The organism is Hyella patelloides LEGE 07179, assembly GCF_900659865.1.
GTDB classification, from domain to species: Bacteria; Cyanobacteriota; Cyanobacteriia; order Cyanobacteriales; family Xenococcaceae; genus Hyella; species Hyella patelloides.
In genome coordinates this window covers 1-17,997 of sequence record NZ_LR213910.1, presented here as the reverse complement: position 1 = coordinate 17,997, position 17,997 = coordinate 1, and the positions used below count along the sequence as shown (strand labels likewise).

At 35.0% G+C, this 17,997-nt stretch carries 14 protein-coding genes; 8 read left to right on the top strand and 6 right to left on the bottom strand.

Features of this window, described 5'->3' with window-relative positions; translation table 11 throughout:
- Positions 1-202: 202 nt before the first annotated feature.
- Positions 203-562, top strand: coding sequence for an IS630 transposase-related protein (locus H1P_RS38375; RefSeq protein ID WP_246141846.1), 360 nt, complete (start codon positions 203-205; stop codon positions 560-562).
- 183 nt (positions 563-745) lie between these two features.
- Complete coding sequence (locus tag H1P_RS38370; RefSeq protein ID WP_246141844.1) at positions 746-1,051, top strand: transposase; 306 nt, start codon at positions 746-748, stop codon at positions 1,049-1,051.
- A 315-nt stretch (positions 1,052-1,366) separates the two neighbouring features.
- Here H1P_RS38370 and H1P_RS20230 read toward each other — a convergent pair whose 3' ends face one another.
- Both H1P_RS20230 and H1P_RS20225 read right to left on the bottom strand, forming a co-directional pair.
- Positions 1,367-2,290, bottom strand: coding sequence for a nucleoside hydrolase (locus tag H1P_RS20230; RefSeq protein WP_144870729.1), 924 nt, complete (start codon positions 2,288-2,290; stop codon positions 1,367-1,369).
- Between the two features lie 75 nt (positions 2,291-2,365).
- On the bottom strand, positions 2,366-2,887 hold the full coding sequence (locus tag H1P_RS20225; protein ID WP_144870727.1) for a photosystem I assembly protein Ycf3: 522 nt from the start codon (positions 2,885-2,887) through the stop codon (positions 2,366-2,368).
- A gap of 101 nt (positions 2,888-2,988) precedes the next feature.
- Between H1P_RS20225 and H1P_RS20220 the strand changes: the two genes are divergently transcribed.
- From H1P_RS20220 to H1P_RS20205, 4 genes are all read left to right on the top strand, one after another.
- The gene (locus H1P_RS20220) at positions 2,989-3,627 is read left to right on the top strand and encodes a histidine phosphatase family protein (protein ID WP_186376057.1); all 639 of its coding nucleotides are present in this window, start codon (positions 2,989-2,991) and stop codon (positions 3,625-3,627) included.
- A gap of 262 nt (positions 3,628-3,889) precedes the next feature.
- Positions 3,890-5,047 carry a glycosyltransferase family 4 protein gene (locus H1P_RS20215; protein ID WP_144870723.1) on the top strand — a complete coding sequence of 386 codons (1,158 nt, stop codon included), beginning with the start codon at positions 3,890-3,892 and terminating at the stop codon, positions 5,045-5,047.
- A gap of 13 nt (positions 5,048-5,060) precedes the next feature.
- Positions 5,061-6,044 carry a glycosyltransferase family 2 protein gene (locus H1P_RS20210; protein ID WP_144870721.1) on the top strand — a complete coding sequence of 328 codons (984 nt, stop codon included), beginning with the start codon at positions 5,061-5,063 and terminating at the stop codon, positions 6,042-6,044.
- Between the two features lie 122 nt (positions 6,045-6,166).
- Positions 6,167-7,261 carry a glycosyltransferase family 4 protein gene (locus H1P_RS20205; protein ID WP_186376056.1) on the top strand — a complete coding sequence of 365 codons (1,095 nt, stop codon included), beginning with the start codon at positions 6,167-6,169 and terminating at the stop codon, positions 7,259-7,261.
- A 127-nt stretch (positions 7,262-7,388) separates the two neighbouring features.
- Here the strand turns inward: H1P_RS20205 and H1P_RS20200 are convergent, their stop codons facing one another.
- A complete protein-coding gene (locus H1P_RS20200; RefSeq protein ID WP_186376055.1) occupies positions 7,389-7,952 on the bottom strand; it encodes a fasciclin domain-containing protein in 564 nt (187 codons plus the stop codon).
- A gap of 442 nt (positions 7,953-8,394) precedes the next feature.
- On the opposite strand from H1P_RS20200, the gene H1P_RS20195 reads away from it, so the two are divergent.
- Positions 8,395-10,776 (top strand): tetratricopeptide repeat protein, encoded by a 2,382-nt coding sequence (locus tag H1P_RS20195; protein WP_144870715.1) that lies wholly within the window; start codon positions 8,395-8,397, stop codon positions 10,774-10,776.
- 69 nt (positions 10,777-10,845) lie between these two features.
- On the opposite strand, the gene H1P_RS20190 is transcribed toward H1P_RS20195, so the two are convergent.
- Complete coding sequence (locus tag H1P_RS20190) at positions 10,846-12,975, bottom strand: iron uptake porin (protein ID WP_144870712.1); 2,130 nt, start codon at positions 12,973-12,975, stop codon at positions 10,846-10,848.
- 998 nt (positions 12,976-13,973) lie between these two features.
- On the opposite strand from H1P_RS20190, the gene H1P_RS20185 reads away from it, so the two are divergent.
- Positions 13,974-15,950, top strand: a complete 1,977-nt coding sequence (locus H1P_RS20185) for an ABC transporter ATP-binding protein (RefSeq protein ID WP_144870710.1) — start codon at positions 13,974-13,976, stop codon at positions 15,948-15,950.
- A 116-nt stretch (positions 15,951-16,066) separates the two neighbouring features.
- Here the strand turns inward: H1P_RS20185 and H1P_RS20180 are convergent, their stop codons facing one another.
- Together H1P_RS20180 and H1P_RS20175 are read right to left on the bottom strand one after the other, a co-directional pair.
- On the bottom strand, positions 16,067-17,071 hold the full coding sequence (locus H1P_RS20180; protein WP_144870708.1) for an element excision factor XisI family protein: 1,005 nt from the start codon (positions 17,069-17,071) through the stop codon (positions 16,067-16,069).
- A gap of 28 nt (positions 17,072-17,099) precedes the next feature.
- Positions 17,100-17,997 (bottom strand): element excision factor XisI family protein (locus H1P_RS20175; protein WP_144870706.1); only part of this gene is annotated, 898 nt, incomplete at its 5' end.

Genomic DNA, 17,997 nt, shown 5'->3' with positions numbered 1-17,997 from the left:
CGTCGGTGTTGGCGATCGCTTTAAATGTTTAAGAATCTGCAATTCTACATCCATTGCCCTCTCTACCTATCCGCTTCTAAATATTTCTTCTATTGTAATTCCCATCTCGGAAAGTGACATAAGAGGGGTATAGTCATTTTAATTAAAGCTGAGACAAACGAAGGTAAAATGTAAAATATATAATTTTAGCTGGCTAGTATCAATGCCTTACAGTTTAGACCTAAGAAAAAAAATAGTTGACTATGTAGAACGAGGAGGAGGTGTGACTAAAGCTGCTCAAATTTTTAAAGTATCAAGAGCATCAATATATCGTTGGTTAAATAGAGAAAATTTAGAGGCAACTAAAGTTAAACGTCGTCAAAGAAAATTGGATTGGGAAGCTTTAAAAAAAGATGTTAGAGAAAATCCACAACATCGATTAATAGATCGAGCAATTAAGTTTGAAGTTCAACCTTCAGCTATATTATATGCTCTGCGTCAAATGAAAATTACGAGAAAAAAAAACAATTACGTTATCGCGAAAGAAGCAGAAAAGAAAGAATCAAATACTATCAAAAATTAAGAGAACTAATCAGAGTTTACGGTGGTAAAAGTTTAGTCTTTATTGATGAGTCTGGATTTGAACCAATTTCTTGTTGTATCTATGGTTGGTCAGTTAGAGGACAAAAAATTTATGGAGAAAGACAAGGCAAAAGAGGGGTTAGGGAAAATTTAGTAGCAGCCAGAAGAAAAGGGACACTCATATTTGATTGCACCTATGATCTTTACAGGCAGTCTCAATGCTCAAGGGTTTGAAGGATGGTTCAATAAATATTTATTGCCGTCGTTAACAAGAGCGTCGGTATTAATTATGGATAATGCACCAATTCATCGTAAAAGTGCCATTAGTCAATTAGTAGAACATACAGAGCATCAAATAGTATTTCTTCCCAAATATTCTCCTGATTTGAATGATATTGAACACGATTTTAGTGCCTTAAAGCGAAAAAGAATGTATGCATCTTCAGATACTTCCCTAGATGATATTATTCGTGATTATTGCATAACTTAGTGTTTCTTTCTTATTTGAAATAACTATATATGTTATTTGAGCTTGCGCTTACACAATTGTTTGCTTTTTGATTTTTCTTGACTTTTTTCTAATTTTCTTAACTTGTAATACTATTTCTCATGAATTAACGGTAGAGATGGAGGAATATATTTACATTGATAAAAAACTCAGAGATTTTATTATTCCAACAACCTGCACTCTATCCGCAACATCCTAACAAAAACCAAGGTTCTCGCTATTTAAGAGAAATAGTATAATAAATGGTTAGTTGTTACTTTTTCGAGATTTACTAATTTTATTAATTATCAATTACTGTTAAATTGCAAATTGTTTTAACAGATAATCATAAAATTTGCTTTTCTCTACTTCTGTCATTACTTGAGTTTTTCTACCGCCCGATTTGAGAATAGTTCTGCCTTGACTGCTTCCTGTGGTTATAATATCAGTCTCTTGCTCTATTACAGTGTAAAATTCAGGACGAGCTAAATAGGCTGTAGCCAGAATATCCCAGCAATAATAAGCTTGAGGAATTGCTAGAGAGTAACACATTCCTGCTAAGTCCGAAAGAGGATACTTGCGCTGTTGTGTCAAAGTTTTAATAAATTCAGTCGTAACGGGGACAGTATTAGTAATATCTAGAGGACATAGAGTAATCGGTATTGCGCTATCCCAAATTTGCTTGGCAGAAATAGCATCCCAAAAAACATTCCATTCTGCTGTACCATCATGTTCTAAAGCAAAAGCTTTTTCTACATTACCCCCTACTTGAAGTGCGCCACCCATCCAAATAATTTCTTGAATTTTATCGACGATTTCTGGTTGAAGTGCGATCGCTTCTGCTATGGTGGTCAAAGGGCCTGTTATCATCAGGGTAACTGGAGCATCAGCATTTTGTAAGCAACTAATAGTAAATTCTGTACCTGTTGCGGTGGCTAGAGGCGTTTTAATAGTACCTTTTTCGTTAAGAATCGGAAAATTATCAATAATCGTACAATCACGGCGAAATTCAGGAGGAAAAGGATTGATACCTCTGACAATACTTTCTGCTACAGCAATCTCGCTTTTACCCATTAAATCTAGTATTTTACGAGTAACGCTTACCGCAGCTTTTGGGTAACAATCGGCGGGAGTAACTACTATTCCTAGGGGTCTAACTTCTGGCATAGTCAACATTAGCATCATTGCCAAAAAGTCATCAATTGCCCCATCGTGATCCATTAAGACAAGTTTTTGATTCATATTTGCTTGATTTATCAGCAACTTAGGGACATTTCATGAAATGTCCCTAGAGAATTAAATTCCCAATAATATGTTTTAGAAAAACACATCCATTTCAGAACGTCCAGTTATTTTGAGCCAGTTTTGCGCTTCCATGTAGTTATTAGGAGCGATGCGAATTGCCTGTTTCCAGTATTCTGCTGCTTTATCGTATAAAGCCTCTGCTTCTTCTTCTCTTCCTGCTTCGCGAGCTTTTTCCCCTTCGTAATGATACAGTACCGCAATGTTGTTAAGAGCTTGGGGCATTCTGGGATTTAGCTCAATAGATTCTATATACAGTTCTATTGCTTTATCTATATCACCATTACTGGCATGGATTAAGCCCATATTGTATAAAATATAACTACGATCGTTAGTGTCTTCTTCTAGTGTGAGAGCTTCTTCATAGTTTTCCAGAGCTTCTGCATATTCTCCATCACCTTGAGCAGACATTCCATCACGGTAGTAAGCAAAAGCTTCTTTAGCCTTTTTATTTGTAGGCAGAACTTTTAAAATAATATCTGCCATAACGGTAAAAGTTTTATCAACAAAGTTATCGTTTCTCTGAGTACGAGGCATAGCTGTTTAGATAGAAGGATATTTTTTTATGGTTCGATCCTACCGTTTTTCCGCTACCAAGTGGATGGTTACAACGAAACAATTAACATTGATGAATCACAATGACTCAAACAGTTTGGATTGCTCGACATGGAAATCGTCTTGATTTTGTTAATCCCGAATGGTTTAATACTGCCCAAAGACGTTACGATCCTCCTTTATCAGAGGATGGTGTAATTCAAGCACAAGAGTTGGCAGCCAGACTAAAACCTGAAAAAATAGCACATATTTTTGCTTCTCCTTTTTTGCGTACTATCCAAACTGCTTACGAAGTTGCTCAAGTGTTGGATTTGCCCATTAAGTTAGAAGCAGGATTATGTGAATGGCTCAATCCTTACTGGATGGATGAATCGCCAGAAACTCACCCTCAAGAATGGTTAGCACAGCAATACCCTTTGATTGATTGGAATTATCAATCTTATGTTGAGCCACAATATCCTGAAACTGAAACAAAACTCTACAAACGTACTGCAACAACAGTAAACAAATTAGTTACAGAGTTTTCTGAAGATATTTTAATAGTAGGGCATGGTGGCTCTGTATTGGGTACAACTAGAGGTTTAGTGACAGAAAGTTCAACTTTCAAAGTGTCTTTGTGCAGTTTAACCAAAGTAGTTTATTGTAATAATAATTGGCAATTAGAATTAACCGCAGATACTTCTCATCTTAGCCAAACAGAACAAAACGTGAGGTTTAATTAAACTGTTTTTAATTTACAGTTATGATTTTCTAAGCTAATTTTTCGAGAATTCTTATGAGATAAACAGTAATAGTTTACTTTGTTTAAAGAGAACACCAAAACCGTTGGCTTCTACTTAATAATAGCGATCGCTAAAAGAAAGATCGCAGCTAGGGGCGAAACATCTGGTAAATTAACTTAAGTTGACAAAATAAAATATAAGCTTGTCATTAATGAGCTAAAACTTACCATTTGTCGTCTTTAAGGAGAGAAATAGCTTCTGAATGCATATTGCTTGGTTAGGAAAAAAATCACCATTTTGCGGTAATGTCACCTATGGTAGAGAAATAATCAAGGTACTTTTAAGCAGAAATCATCAGGTAAGCTTTTTGCATTTTGCTCAAGGAAAAAGTAACCACCACAATAACTCTAAGTCTCCAGAGGTATTATTACCCTTTCTTTATAAATCTCAGGTATACACTATTCCTACCTTAAAGGCTAGCAAAGTTTTTATGCAATCGCTACAAAAACTAAAACCTGATTTGGTACATGCTTCTCTTACCCTATCTCCCCTTGACTTTTTGTTACCAGATATTTGCGAGGAAATGAGTCTGCCCTTAGTGGCGACATTTCACCCTCCTTTTGATAGTAAAATTCGTAATTTTAAATCTAGTACCCAATACTTTACTTATCAGCTTTACGCGCCCTTTTTGGCTCACTACGATAGCACTATTGTTTTTAGCGATATTCAACGGGATTTGCTGATTAAACTGGGTGTACCATCCCAGAAAGTAGCAGTAATCCCTAATGGAGTAGACGAGCAAAAATATTCTCCTGGCTATTCTAGCCTCAAGTATCAGTTGCAAGCGAAAACTCTTTTTGTCTATCAAGGAAGAATTGCAACGGAAAAGAATATAGAAGCTTTGTTAAAAGCGTGGAAACATTGTCAAATGGGAGATCATTGCAAGCTGCTCATGGTCGGTGATGGGCCATTGAGAGCCAGTCTACAACCCCATTATGGTAAAGAGCAAAATATTATCTGGTTTGGTTTTGTTGCCGAAGAAGAGAAACGCATTGATATCCTAAGAGCAGCAGATGTTTTTATTCTTCCCTCTTTGGTAGAAGGTTTATCCATTTCTCTGTTAGAGGCTATGGCTTGCGGTGTCGCTTGTCTTGCTACCGATGCTGGTGCAGACGGGGAAGTCCTAGATAAGGGTGCGGGAATAGTCATGGATACCCAAGGAGTAACTACCCAGCTAAAAACTTTGTTACCTCTGTTAAGTCAACAACCAGAAATGGCTACCTTGCTAGGGAATAAAGCCAGACAAAGAGTATTAGAGCGTTACACCTTATCCCAGAATATTACCAAACTAGAACAGCTTTACACTCAAGTTGCTGCCATAAAACTTATCAAGCTAGGGGTTAGGAGTCAGAATTTTTGATTGCTAATTTATAATGAGTTTAGTTAGCGTTATTATTCCAGCTTATAACGGTGAATTTTATATTAGAGAAGCGATCGCTAGTATTTTAGCGCAAACCTACACTAATTATGAAATCATAATAGTTGATGATGGCTCTACAGACAATACTCGTCAAGTGGTAGAAGCGTTAAAAAAAGATTATAAAGGCAGTCTGATTTATATTTTTCAAGACAATCAAGGAGTAGCTAAAGCTCGCAACAAAGGCTTGGAAGCAGCAAAAGGAAAATATATTGCTTTTTTAGATCAAGATGACTTTTTTTTACCCTATAAGCTTGTTGAACAGGTATCTTTCATGGAAGCTAAACCTGATTTGGGCTTGGTTAATAGCGGTTGGGATATCGTTAACCAAGCAGGAAAAATTATTTCTACAGTACAGCCTTGGCATAGCTTATCCCAATTAAACACCACAGCATTAATTATTTGGAAACCAGTATTTCTGGGTGCAATGTTATTTCGCTATTCTTGGTTACAAAAAACCAGTGGTTTTGACTCCCAATTAGAGCAAACTTCTGATGTTGAATTAGTATTGCGCTTGGCTGTTATGGGTTGTCAAGGAGATTGGGTAAAACAATCTACTGTAGGTTATCGTCAACACAAACACAATGCATCAAAAAATAGTTTGTTGCAAGCTAAAGAATTAAACCAGATGTTAGAAGAATTTTTTGCTCGATTAAATATTTCTTCAGAAATCAAAGCCTTAGAAGCAGAATCTCGCTATCAAAGTTTGGTTTGGAGTGCTTGGCGACTATACAATACGGGATATTTAGCAGAAATGAGTCATTATCTCGCTCAATCTTGTGCTTATACGGATAAATATGCCACGGAAATTGTCTTAGATTGGATTAAATATTTTAAACAATATGCTGCTGAATATGGCACAACTATAAATGTTAATCTACTCTCTAATTCTTCAGAATGGCAACAGTTAATTAGAAAGCTCTTGTTTCTTAGCTACTAACTATTAGTTTTTGAACAAGATTGCAAAAATATAATTATTACCAAACTGTCATTGATTTAAATTAGAGCTTACAAATGTCCTGAAACTGCAAAACAATTAATTTCATTAATATCAATATCTTAGTGAAAAATCCAATTTTAATTAATCTCTCTGTTATCTTTAATAAACCCACTGGAATTGCGACTTATGCTTTAAATGTAGCGCAGCACTTGCAGAGTATTCATCCGATTTTATTAACAGCAAATCAACAATCTAACTTGCAATGCTATTCTATCCCTAATAATATGACTCCCGCAGAAGGAAGTAAAGGACATTTACGCCGATTATTATGGACACAATGGCAATTACCAAACATATATAAACAGCTACAAAGTAATTTAATTTATTCCCCAATACCAGAAGCACCACTATATACTAAATGCCGTTATGCAGTGATGTGCCACGATTTAATTCCTTTACGTTTTCCTCAGCAATTTTCCCCTTTAACTAATTATTTTCGTTATTTAGTACCTCAAGTATTAAAACAAGCAGAACATATTATTTGTAATTCAGAATCTACAGCTAAAGATATTACTAATTACTATGGTATTGATGCCAAAAAAATTACACCTATTTTATTAGCCTATGATACTAGTCATTTTTATCCTCAAAGTCCAGAAAAAAACGCAAACTTAGAACTAGACAAACCTTACTTTTTATACTTAGGTCGTCACGATCCTTATAAAAATATAGCTCGCTTAATTACTGCTTTTACTAAGATTAAAAATAATCAAGACTATTATTTGTATATTGCAGGTTCAACCGATCCTAGATTTACTCCACAATTACAACAACAAGTATTAGAATTAAATCTTACCCAACAAGTTAAGTTCTTAGACTATATATCTTATCAAGAATTACCGCAATTACTGAGTAACTCCTTGGCTTTAGTATATCCTACTCTTTGGGAAGGATTTGGCTTACCAGTATTAGAAGCAATGGCTTGTGGCACAGCCGTTATTACTTCTAATTTAGCCTCATTACCAGAAGTCACAGGAGACGCTGCAATTTTAATTAACCCTTATAATGTCCTAGAAATAACTAATGCCATGACAGAAATAATCGAAAATCAAAAAATGCGATCGCATTTTCAAAAACTCAGTCTTGCAAGGGCAAAACTATTTAGTTGGGCAAAAACTGGAGAACAAACTAAAACAGTACTACAGCAATTTATGTAGATATTATAGTCTGTAAACTACCCCTCTTTTGTCATATTTATCGCCAAGTAATCAAAATAGCTCCCGATCTAAAAATTACAGGAGCGATGCCAAGAGTTGGCTGTCTTTCTCAATAATTTAATAATTGTTAAAAGCCAGGGGGAATTAAAACTCGATCGATAGGAATAATCACTCCATCCGCAGCAGGAGTGGGTTCTGTTGCTCTAGCATCATTGAGTTTGACTCCAATCTGATCTCCTACAGGAATACCTGTAATGCTGACAGAGGTTTGCTCCAAAAGAGTAGCTACTGCTTGACGTTGAATGTCTTCTTCAGTGATTTCGCCTGCAACAAAATGATAGGTTAATAACCTTTTGAGGTTTTCAGGATCGGCTATTTTTTCTTTAATATCAGCAGGAAGATTGTCAAAAGCCTTATCTGTAGGAGCTAAGACAGTTAAGTATTGACCTGCCAATTCTTCCATTATTTTACTGGATTCCAACTGGGAATTAAATGATTGATGTGATTTCATTTCTTTTAAGACAACCGCAATACTTTCGTCTTGTAAACCAGATTCCCAAGTTGCAGCTTGAGGGCTAAAAAAGCTAGCAGAAGGAAAAAAGAAAGGCTGGTTTTGAGCTATAGTGAGATTTCCCCACATCAAAGCACCAGCGACGCTACTGATTCCTAAAATTTTTTGAATGGGTTTCATTATTTGCAACATTTTTCTTTAAAAAAATCCAACACCGTGATTAGAGATGGCTCGGAGGGCGTTCCCTGACCCCCAAATCCGATGGGGATAAACACGAAGATGCAACGAGCATAAACGGATTAAAGATTCCGTGGAGTCGCTCCGCTAACCGTCGCCCTTTCTCACAGTCAATACGGGAGTGGAATATGCTCTCTGACCGAGAGCATTTCCTCCCGTCAAAAAAGCTTAGTAATAGTGATTGTTCAATTTACCAAACTTACAACTATAATTATGTTGCGTTTGAATAGATTATGTACCATGCATCAAGAAATCTTAAGAGAAAAATAAACTTTAGTTCAAGATTTAACATTCACAGTAGCAAAAGTCAACATAATTATATACAAAGCATCGTAGTAAAAGTTATCATCCTCAATAATCACAGATTGGCTAGCAAAATTAGGTCATGTCCCATTATCCGAATAACCAATCTAACGGGAAACATCTCGTTAATGACGATACCACCATCATTGGGAAACGTTACCAAATGATTCGGGAAATTAATGTTTCATCAGGGAATTATTGTACCGATTCTCAAAACTGGAAAACTTATCTCGCTCAAGATACTGGTATCATTGGTAATCCTTTTTGTGTTGTTAAAGAAATTCCCTTATCTGCTGATTGTCCCAGTACTAAACTTCCGCAAAAAATTAGCTGGGATGAATTGGTTACTATTCAACAAAAATTAGGTGATTATCCAGAAATTCCTCGAATATTAGCTTATTTTACTGAAAAATCTTATTTGTATGTAATTCGTGAATATTTAGAAGGAGAGACTCTGGCTAATCAGTTGCAATCTCGTACTTTAACTCAAACAGAAGCTTTTAAATTATTTTTAGATATTTTGGATGTTGTTGAATTTATTCATAGTAATCATTTAATTCATGGTAATATTCAGCCCCAAAATATTATTCAGTTAAAAAGTAATGATAAGTATACTCTAATAGATTTCGATGATATTCAAAAAGTTATTTTGGATGAAAATAGCTTAATAGAAAAAACAATTTCAACTTTAGTAGTTAATACCAGTAGTTTTTTTGCTCCAGAACAAACCGCAGGACAACCAATTATTAGTAGTGATTTTTATAGTTTAGGTAAAATATTAATTTATAGTTTAACAAAAAGCCTTTTTGCTCAATGGGAGCAAGATATTCAAAATCAACAAATAGTCAAAAAACTCGATCCTCAATTTAAAAAAATTTTAAGGAAGACAATTATTCCTAATGTGAAAGCGAGATATCATTCTACAAAAGAAATTCGCGAAGCTCTCTTACAAATAGAAAATGTCTCTACTATTATACATTCTAATCCTGATGGATTAGCTATGGATAGTTTGCCAATTACTGACACTGGTTCTGCTTCTTCACAAATTCAACCGCCAAGAAATACGATTTCATTAAGTATCAAAAAACCAAGACCTATATTTATTGTATTAAGTATTATTGTCTTATCGGCTTTAGTGGCATTGGGAGAATTAATTAATCCTATTTTACGTCCTTTATATTATGTTTCTAGAGGGAAACAAGCCTTAGCAGAAGAACCCCAAATTGCTTTAGATAAATTCCAAACAGCTATCGATCTCAAAAGTAGAAACAGCGTTGCTTGGAAAGGGAGAGGAGATGCTTTATTTTTTTTAGAACGCTATCGCTCCGCCTTACTCGCTTATGACAAAGCAATCGAAATACAACCAAAAAATGCTGCTGCTTCTTGGAAAGGAAGAGGAAATGCTTTATTTCGTTTAGAGCGTTTTGAAGCTGCTCTAACTGCTTACAATAAATCATTGCAAATTCAGCCTGATAATCCTGAAGCCTTCAATCGTCAAGGTCGTGCATTATATAGACTAGAACGCCAACAAGAAGCCTTAAAAGCCCAGGAAACCGCTTTAGAGATTAAACCGAACTATGCCCAAGCTCTCAGCGATCGCGGAATCGTTTTAATTGGTTTAGGTCAGTACGAAAACGCGCTCAAAAGTTTTGAAGATGCTCAGGCAATAGAACCCTTAAATCCTGAAATTTGGCAAAATAAAGCTTTAGCATGGCAATATCTTGGTCGTAATCAAGAAGCTTTTCGCTTATATCAAGAAGCTCTAGAATCTTATAATAGTAAATTACAAAAAGATGCCACAAATGTCACTGCCCTGATTGATAAAGGCAATGTTTTGACCAAACTGAAACAGCATAAAGAAGCTATTAAAGCCTACGATCGAGCCATTGCGGTTAATCCCAATTCTCATTTAGCTTGGTTAAATAGAGGCAATGCTTTCTTTGCTTTGGGAAGATTTGATGAAGCTCTCAAATCGTTTGATCGCGCTTTAAAAATTGCCCCAGAATCTTATCTAACTTGGCATAATCGTGGCTCATTACTGCGAGATGGCAAACAGGACTTCCAAGAAGCGATCGCATCCTACAAAAGAGCTACAAGTCTCAATCCGAGTTTTTATCACGCTTGGCGAGATATGGGATTGGCACATAGCCAAAGCGGACAGCAATATTTAGCTCTTAAACATTTTCAAACTGCTTTGGAAATCAAACCAGAAGACTATCAATCTTGGGTCGGTCGCGGTATTGCTTTTTCTTCTCTCAATAAAACAAAAGAAGCCATAGCTGCTTTCAGTCGTGCAGGAGAACTACAACCTCAAGATCCTTTTGTTTGGATGAACAAAGCTTATGCTTTAGAAAAGGCGAGACAGTATGGCGAAGCTTGTGAAGCTTATGAAAAAGTAGTCCAAATCAATCCTACTTTATCTTCTGCTATTGAGGGGATGGAGAGATTAAATTGTCAGAGCTAATTTTTGATGATTGGTTGTTGATGATTAAGATTACTCAAATCGGCAAAGTCAAAAAAGCGATCTGATTAACTAAAATCTAAATGTGGTACGAATTGTACCTACATAGAGAGTATCGTTATCTTCAATATGACCAGGATTGGTAACGAAAAAGAAACCAGGAGTAATAAAGATATTGTCATTAACTTTGAAACGATAGAAAAACTCAAAATGCAGTGAGGTTGCCTCGTCTTCTTGCCCAAATTGTTCTAGTGTACCTTCTGGTCTGAGATTACCATTGTTGGGGTCGCCAACATCATTATCTTCCGTGGGAAAAACTCGTGGGTCATTGTCTGTAATAGGAACTGGATCGGTATTTCGCACCGCCTGTTCAAAGAATGGTACGGATTGACCAGGAGTTTTTGGACCCGCATCAACTAATTTAGGAGGCATCCCAAACAAGAAAGCAAACAGATCGCCTTCTCTGTTAAAAGGATCTGATAAACCCAGAGAAAACATATAGGTTACAGTATTTCCAAAAGGCTTCTCTCCTGCAACCATTTCATTATTAATGTTCCCGTCAAGGTCGAATCCAGGAATTTCCTCAAGAAAGTTAGTCATCATATAAGCACCAGAAGCAGCAAAAGTCAGTCTATCTGTAATGCGCCATTGTAAAGTGCCACCAAAAGCATTAGTTTGAGCAGGTAGATCTCCGAGTTCGATTCCTGCACCTGGATAAGCTCCTCCTCCTTCACTGCTAGGAAGCCTTCCACCAGACCACAAACCATTGGTTTCAGCGTTGACACTACCTGTAAATGTTCCTAAAACACCATCGCTATTGTAAGAATTAACATAGGTTAATCCAGTCACCACACTTTCAGTAGGTTGTGCCAACAATTGCACACCCAGAGAGCTATGGTTTGAGCCAAAAACTCCAATATCTGGGTCATCACTATTAGCTGCACCATAGGCTACTTGTAAGCGCAAGCTTTCAAAGATTTGCCAATCAACACCAACACCAGCATCTAGCACCCCACCAATACCATAAATAGGACTGCGTTGACCGAAACTAGATATGGCACCTCTACCAGTATCAAAATAGGGAGAATTGGAAGTCAAAACATCACTGAGACTAAAACCATAGGGAGTTAGGGAGATAACTACATTGTCATCCAAAACAGGGAAACGATATTCCACCAGATCGAGAAACACTTCATTATCTAAATCTGCCTGATAAGAGAGACGAGCCATATTGGTATTGAGAGCCGAAGCATTGGTAAAGCCACCGTTATCGAAATTACCACTGATTAAATAAGTCCGTAAGCGATCTTTTCCTGTAAAAGAGGTTTCTAAACCCAAGCGAGTTAATTGAACAAAAGATGTATTGGTTTCGGGTTCGTCGGCGGTGGATCTAGCAACTCCATCACTACGAATACCACAGTTAACAATATTAGAGCTTTCCCCATTTTGCAAATTTAATTGAACTTCTTCACATCCTCCAGGGGGATTACCACCAAAAGCATCTGCCAGAGCAAAAATTACTTCACCATTAAAGATAGTTGTGGTAGAAAACTGATTATCTTCTAAGAAACTAACTCTGCCTTCTAAACTGTCTACTCTTCCTGCAATAGTGGCGAGTTCAGTCTCAAATTCTTGATTGAGCCTTCTAACAGTATCCAAATCTTCTTGGGCTACTGCTTCTGATGCTGCAATTAATCTTTCTATTTGTTGTAAACAAGAGTTTAAACCTGCTGCAAATTCGTAACGAGATAAGGCTTGATTTCCCCGAAAAGTTTGCTCGGGAAAACCTGCAATACAACCATAACGATCTACTAAACCTCGTAAGGCTTCATAAGCCCAATCATTGGGTGCAACATCTCGCAGTTGGTTAACATTGATTACTTGGTCTAAAGAAGTATCTGTAGCAGCAATTCCTTTCAAAAGATTGGCAGATCGCTGATAACTACCCACTTCTACGGTTTCGCTTATTTCAGGCTGAATGTTTTTGGGTAAGTTAGTAACAGTATTTTGAGATGCCAGAGAAAATTTTGTTTCTTCGGTAAAGCTTTTTAAACGAACATTTAAACTATTTTGAAAATCAACTTCCAGTTGGTTATTTAATAAACTAAATTTCTGAACTTGATTGCGATTCCTAGATTCTGCATTAGCTGGATTACTTCCTAATAGAAATAATAATATCCCAGATAATAAATACCTTTTCATGCTTCTAAAACTCCTCACTCAATAAAAATAATCAATATTAGAGAATATTAGTACTATCAAAAGTTCGATAATCTCTACTGATTACTGTCAATTGAAATCAAGATTTTACACACAATCCTGATTTCTGTAACAAAAATTATTAGATTAGCTTTGGAGAGTTTTGGCAATAAAACTTAAATTGTTTCTTCTTTGATAATTAAGGCGATCTTTATTAATTAAGCCAAATTACCAAGACAGCAAGATGAATAGTGAGTAGCGGGACTTAGACATTTTTGGATTACAAACAGAGAAAAATCTATATACAGCGATATTTTTAATTCGATTTAATTGTTTTCTCGATCTACTTGGGTAGAGGGCGATTTTTTATTGTTTGGTGTAAATCCTTCTATTCATCTGAGTTTGAGGCTGTTTTTTTATCGTTTTTTGTATAAGTTCCGATAGTCTTAATTATATCTTTAATTGTGGATGTTTCTAACTTTTACTTCATCTATTTTTCTGGTGTTTATACAGTTAGATACAATTTGTAACATAATCAAGACGGCTCTTGAGTAAAAAAATACTGATGCCTTTTAGCTTGATTAATTGCTAAATTAAGATTTTGAAATAAAGTAATTTAAATAATCATTAGCGATCGCAACGCGCCTCGCCAACGGCGAGATCGCTATTTTAAACGACTTACTTTAGACCAAAAAAGTATTATTTAATTGATTGATAATTATTTATTTTGTACAAAAGCTAAATCCAAAATGAGTAACATTAGTAACAATTTATTCTTCTAATCTAAAGATAATGCTTTACTAGAAAAAATCATCCCAGATAACAGAAAATTTATTATAATTAACAATCTAATAAAACTGAGTTTTTTCATTGTTTAATTTAGCCTCTAAATATATTTCTCTATAGGAAAATTAATCATAGATTATGCAGTAACATGATGAGTTGTTACTACCACAAATTCGTTACAATAAAGACTGTCTGGCTTTTATCATATCCATCCTATGACTCTAATCACTCTACAAAATATAAAAAAAGACTTCGGAATCAAAGAAATCTTGCGGGATGGTAGCTTTAGTATTGAAGAAAATGACAAAGTAGGCTTAATTGGAGTTAATGGTTCTGGTAAATCTACTCTTTTAAAAGCGATCGCTGGTATAGAAACCTTTGATAGTGGTACAGTAACGGTAAAATCTGGTGCGCGGATTGTTTATTTACCACAACAGCCTAATCTAAATGAAGAGAAAACCGTTATCGATGAAGTATTTAACGACAGTAGCGAAAAATTACGGTTAGTCCGAGAATACGAATCATTATCCCAGAAAATAGAAGCACACGGTAGGGGCGAATGGCATTCCCCCAAAGATAAAGAGCATTCGCCCAAAGATAAAGAGCATTCCCCCAATATTGATAAAATAACCAATAAACTTACCCGCGTCATGGAAAAAATGGATGTGATGGATGCTTGGGAGTTGGAAACTAAAGCCAAAATTATTTTAAGTAAACTGGGTATTACAGATTTTGATACCAAAGTAGGAAGTTTATCGGGAGGATATCGCAAACGAATTTCTCTCGCAACAGCATTACTCGAAGAACCCGATCTATTATTAATGGATGAGCCTACTAACCATTTGGATGCGGAGTCAGTAGAATGGTTGCAAAACTATCTGAGTAGCTTTGGTGGTGCTATTCTATTAATTACCCACGATCGCTATTTTCTAGATAAAGTAACCAATCGTATTTTAGAAATCGACCGTGCAGACTTATATACCCATAGCGGTAACTATTCTTATTTCTTAGAAAAGAAAGCCGAACAAGAAGCAGCAGAGGCGAAGATACAACATAAACATCGGGGAATCCTGCGACGAGAATTAGAATGGTTAAGACAAGGGCCCAAAGCCAGAAGTACCAAACAGCGTGCTAGGATAGACCGTATTAGCGATATGCAGAATGCGGAAGTTAAAGAATCTCAGGGTAAAGTTGCAATCGATACTGTTGGGAGACGCATCGGCAAGAAAGTAATTGAGTTAAGTAATATCTCCAAAGCTTACGGAAACCGAACTTTAATTAAAGATTTTAGTTACGAATTTACACCAGGCGATCGCATTGGTATTATTGGGGGTAATGGTACGGGTAAGTCTACCCTGATGAACATCATTACAGGAAAAGTTCAGCCAGATTCGGGTACAGTAGAAATTGGTAGCACTATTCATATTGGTTATTTCGATCAACATTCTGAGGATTTACTAGATGCGATCGATACCAATCAAAGAGTTATTGACTACGTGAAGGATATTGCTGCTTACGTTACCACCTCTGATGGAAGTCAAATTAGTGCTTCTCAGATGTTAGAGAGATTTTTGTTTAATCCTAATCAACAGTATTCTCCGATTCACAAGTTATCTGGGGGAGAAAAACGCCGTCTCTTTTTATTACAAGTATTAATGTCTGCGCCTAATGTTTTAATCTTAGACGAACCGACTAACGATTTAGATGTGCAAACCCTTTCTGTTTTAGAAGACTATCTGGAGAGTTTTAACGGTTGTGTCATTACAGTATCTCACGATCGCTACTTTTTAGATCGTACTGTAGAATTTATCTTTGCTATTGAAGCAGAAGGTAAGTTACGTTTATATCCTGGTAACTATTCGGTTTATTTAGATACTAAGAAAGAACAAGACAAAGAAATTAAAGCAGAAGAAACTACCGTCAAGAAAAAAGAAGCATCTCCTAAAAGTAAACCCGCTACCACTAATAATAAATCCCGTCGTTTATCTAACTATGAAAGAAGAGAATATGAGAAGTTAGAGACTAAAATTGCCGAGATGGAAATTCAGAAAGAAGAATTAGAAAATAGTCTAGTTGTTAATGGTAGTGATTTTGTGAAGGTGCAAGAGTTATCTGATAAGTTAGCTAAGTTAAATGAAGAAATTGATACAGCTACAGAAAGATGGATGGAGTTAGCAGAAAGAGACGGTTAAATAATTTAACATTGAACATTAAGCACTTAACATTTGTAGCTAACAGATAACTCTATCTGCGTTTATCTGCGTTCATCTGCGGACTCTTTTTTATATTGTATAGAGCGATCGATAAATTAAAAAGGAATTTCATCAAGTTCAGATTTGTACAGTGGACAACGAAGATCGTGATTACAACCATTTTCTGACAAGTGAGGACATTTTTTCTCTAACTGTAATCTTCTTATATATAGCTTTTCTTTTATAGATAATGGTAGTTTTAAATTTCTGTATAATTTCTGAATAACCAGACAACTACGATCTTCTAGTAATTGTTTTAACCAATGTAATGATATATTTTCATTATTGGCTATTGATTGTCTGACTTCTTCATTTCCATTAGTAACAGCCCATTGTATAAAATAATCTGGTAATTTTAATTCTTGTTTGTAGAAAATATAAGGCTCAATATCGAATAACTCTTGCAAAAAGTTTGAGTTTTCCAAAATCAGTAAATCCATAATAGGATTGTTTAACACTTCTACAGGAAAATCTTTAAATAATTGCTTTAATATATTTGGTGGGGTATTAGGGTACTGTGCTACAGCTATGTTAATAAATCTAAACCTTATTTTAGTTAATTTAATTAATTCTGCTGCTGTTAGATTAGGTTTTAAGATTGGATTTTTAAAGCTAGAGTCGGTGGTAAAATATTCTCGATCTAATTCGTAAATCTTTCTTGAATTAACAATATACTCTACACAAGGTTGTTGTCCTGGATAGAGTTGAATAATTTTGTCTTCAGAAATACCAGCCTCTATTAATTGATTCGTAATTTTATGCTCTAATTTATCTTGATGAATTTTTATAATATCGCGATCGATTTCTAGGTGAATTATACAATCTTGAATTGGCGAAGTTTGCCATGTATTAAATCCCACTGATTCTGGAATATCAAAACCATAAACTATCAACAAATAATCTTTACAGTCTTCACTAATAACTAATTGAGATTCTATATTGCTGTAAGAATTATGATTATGATTAAAACGGCGATCTTTTTTCTGATACTGTTGAGGAATTTTAATATATTCAGTCAGAACTATTTTAATAATTTCTTGATAGTTTATGATAATACTCATTTATATTAATTTCTTTGGATTATTTATATTACGCACTACTAATTATGCCTTCACATTCTCCTATACAATGATTAAATTTATTTTTTTTCTGACAAACTTTTTCAAAATAACGGTGACGTTCCCATATTTTCTCTATAATTTCATTTGGAATATGATAATTACCAACAACATTATTGTAAAAAGGAATATTCCATCGACATATCAAATAAGCAAACGTCGTACAATCATCATCATCCATCAATCTCTCTAAATATTTTGGTGGTATTTTATGGCTGCATCTTACAAAGTACCAAAATAATTTTTCTTGTTGCTCAAACATCCATTCAAGAAAAAAATCTGGTAATACAAAATCTAGTTGATCGAAACTATAATAACTATCAGGAAAAGCATTAAATATAGTTCTTAAAAAATCTTTCTCTCTTTTTCTAAAAATATCAAAACTAGGATTATTGAAAATTTCTGTAGGAAATTCATTCAGCAACTCTAATAATAACTCTAAAGATATATTAGGATGTGATGCAACTGCTTTTCTAGTATATTTACTTTCGACTGTAGATAATTCTTTTAACTCTTCTACTGTAGCATCGAGTTTAATAGTCGGTTGTTTGGGATTAGTATCTGAAATAAAACAAGATTTATGCAGTTCGTATACTTTTGCTAAATCGATCGCAAATTCACACTGAAAAGTATTACAAGGATGTCGGTAGTAGTCATACTTAAATTGGTCTAATCCAGCTTTAAATAATTTATATTCTAAATAAATACTATCTTTAAGTAAGTTTATACGACCATTTTGGAGTTTGACATGAACCATAAAATCATGAAAATACCGATCGCCATTCTTACCATAAAGTAAAATCAAATAATTATTGCGATCTTCACTAATAATTAATTTGGATTCCAGATAACTATACTTTTGCAAAAAA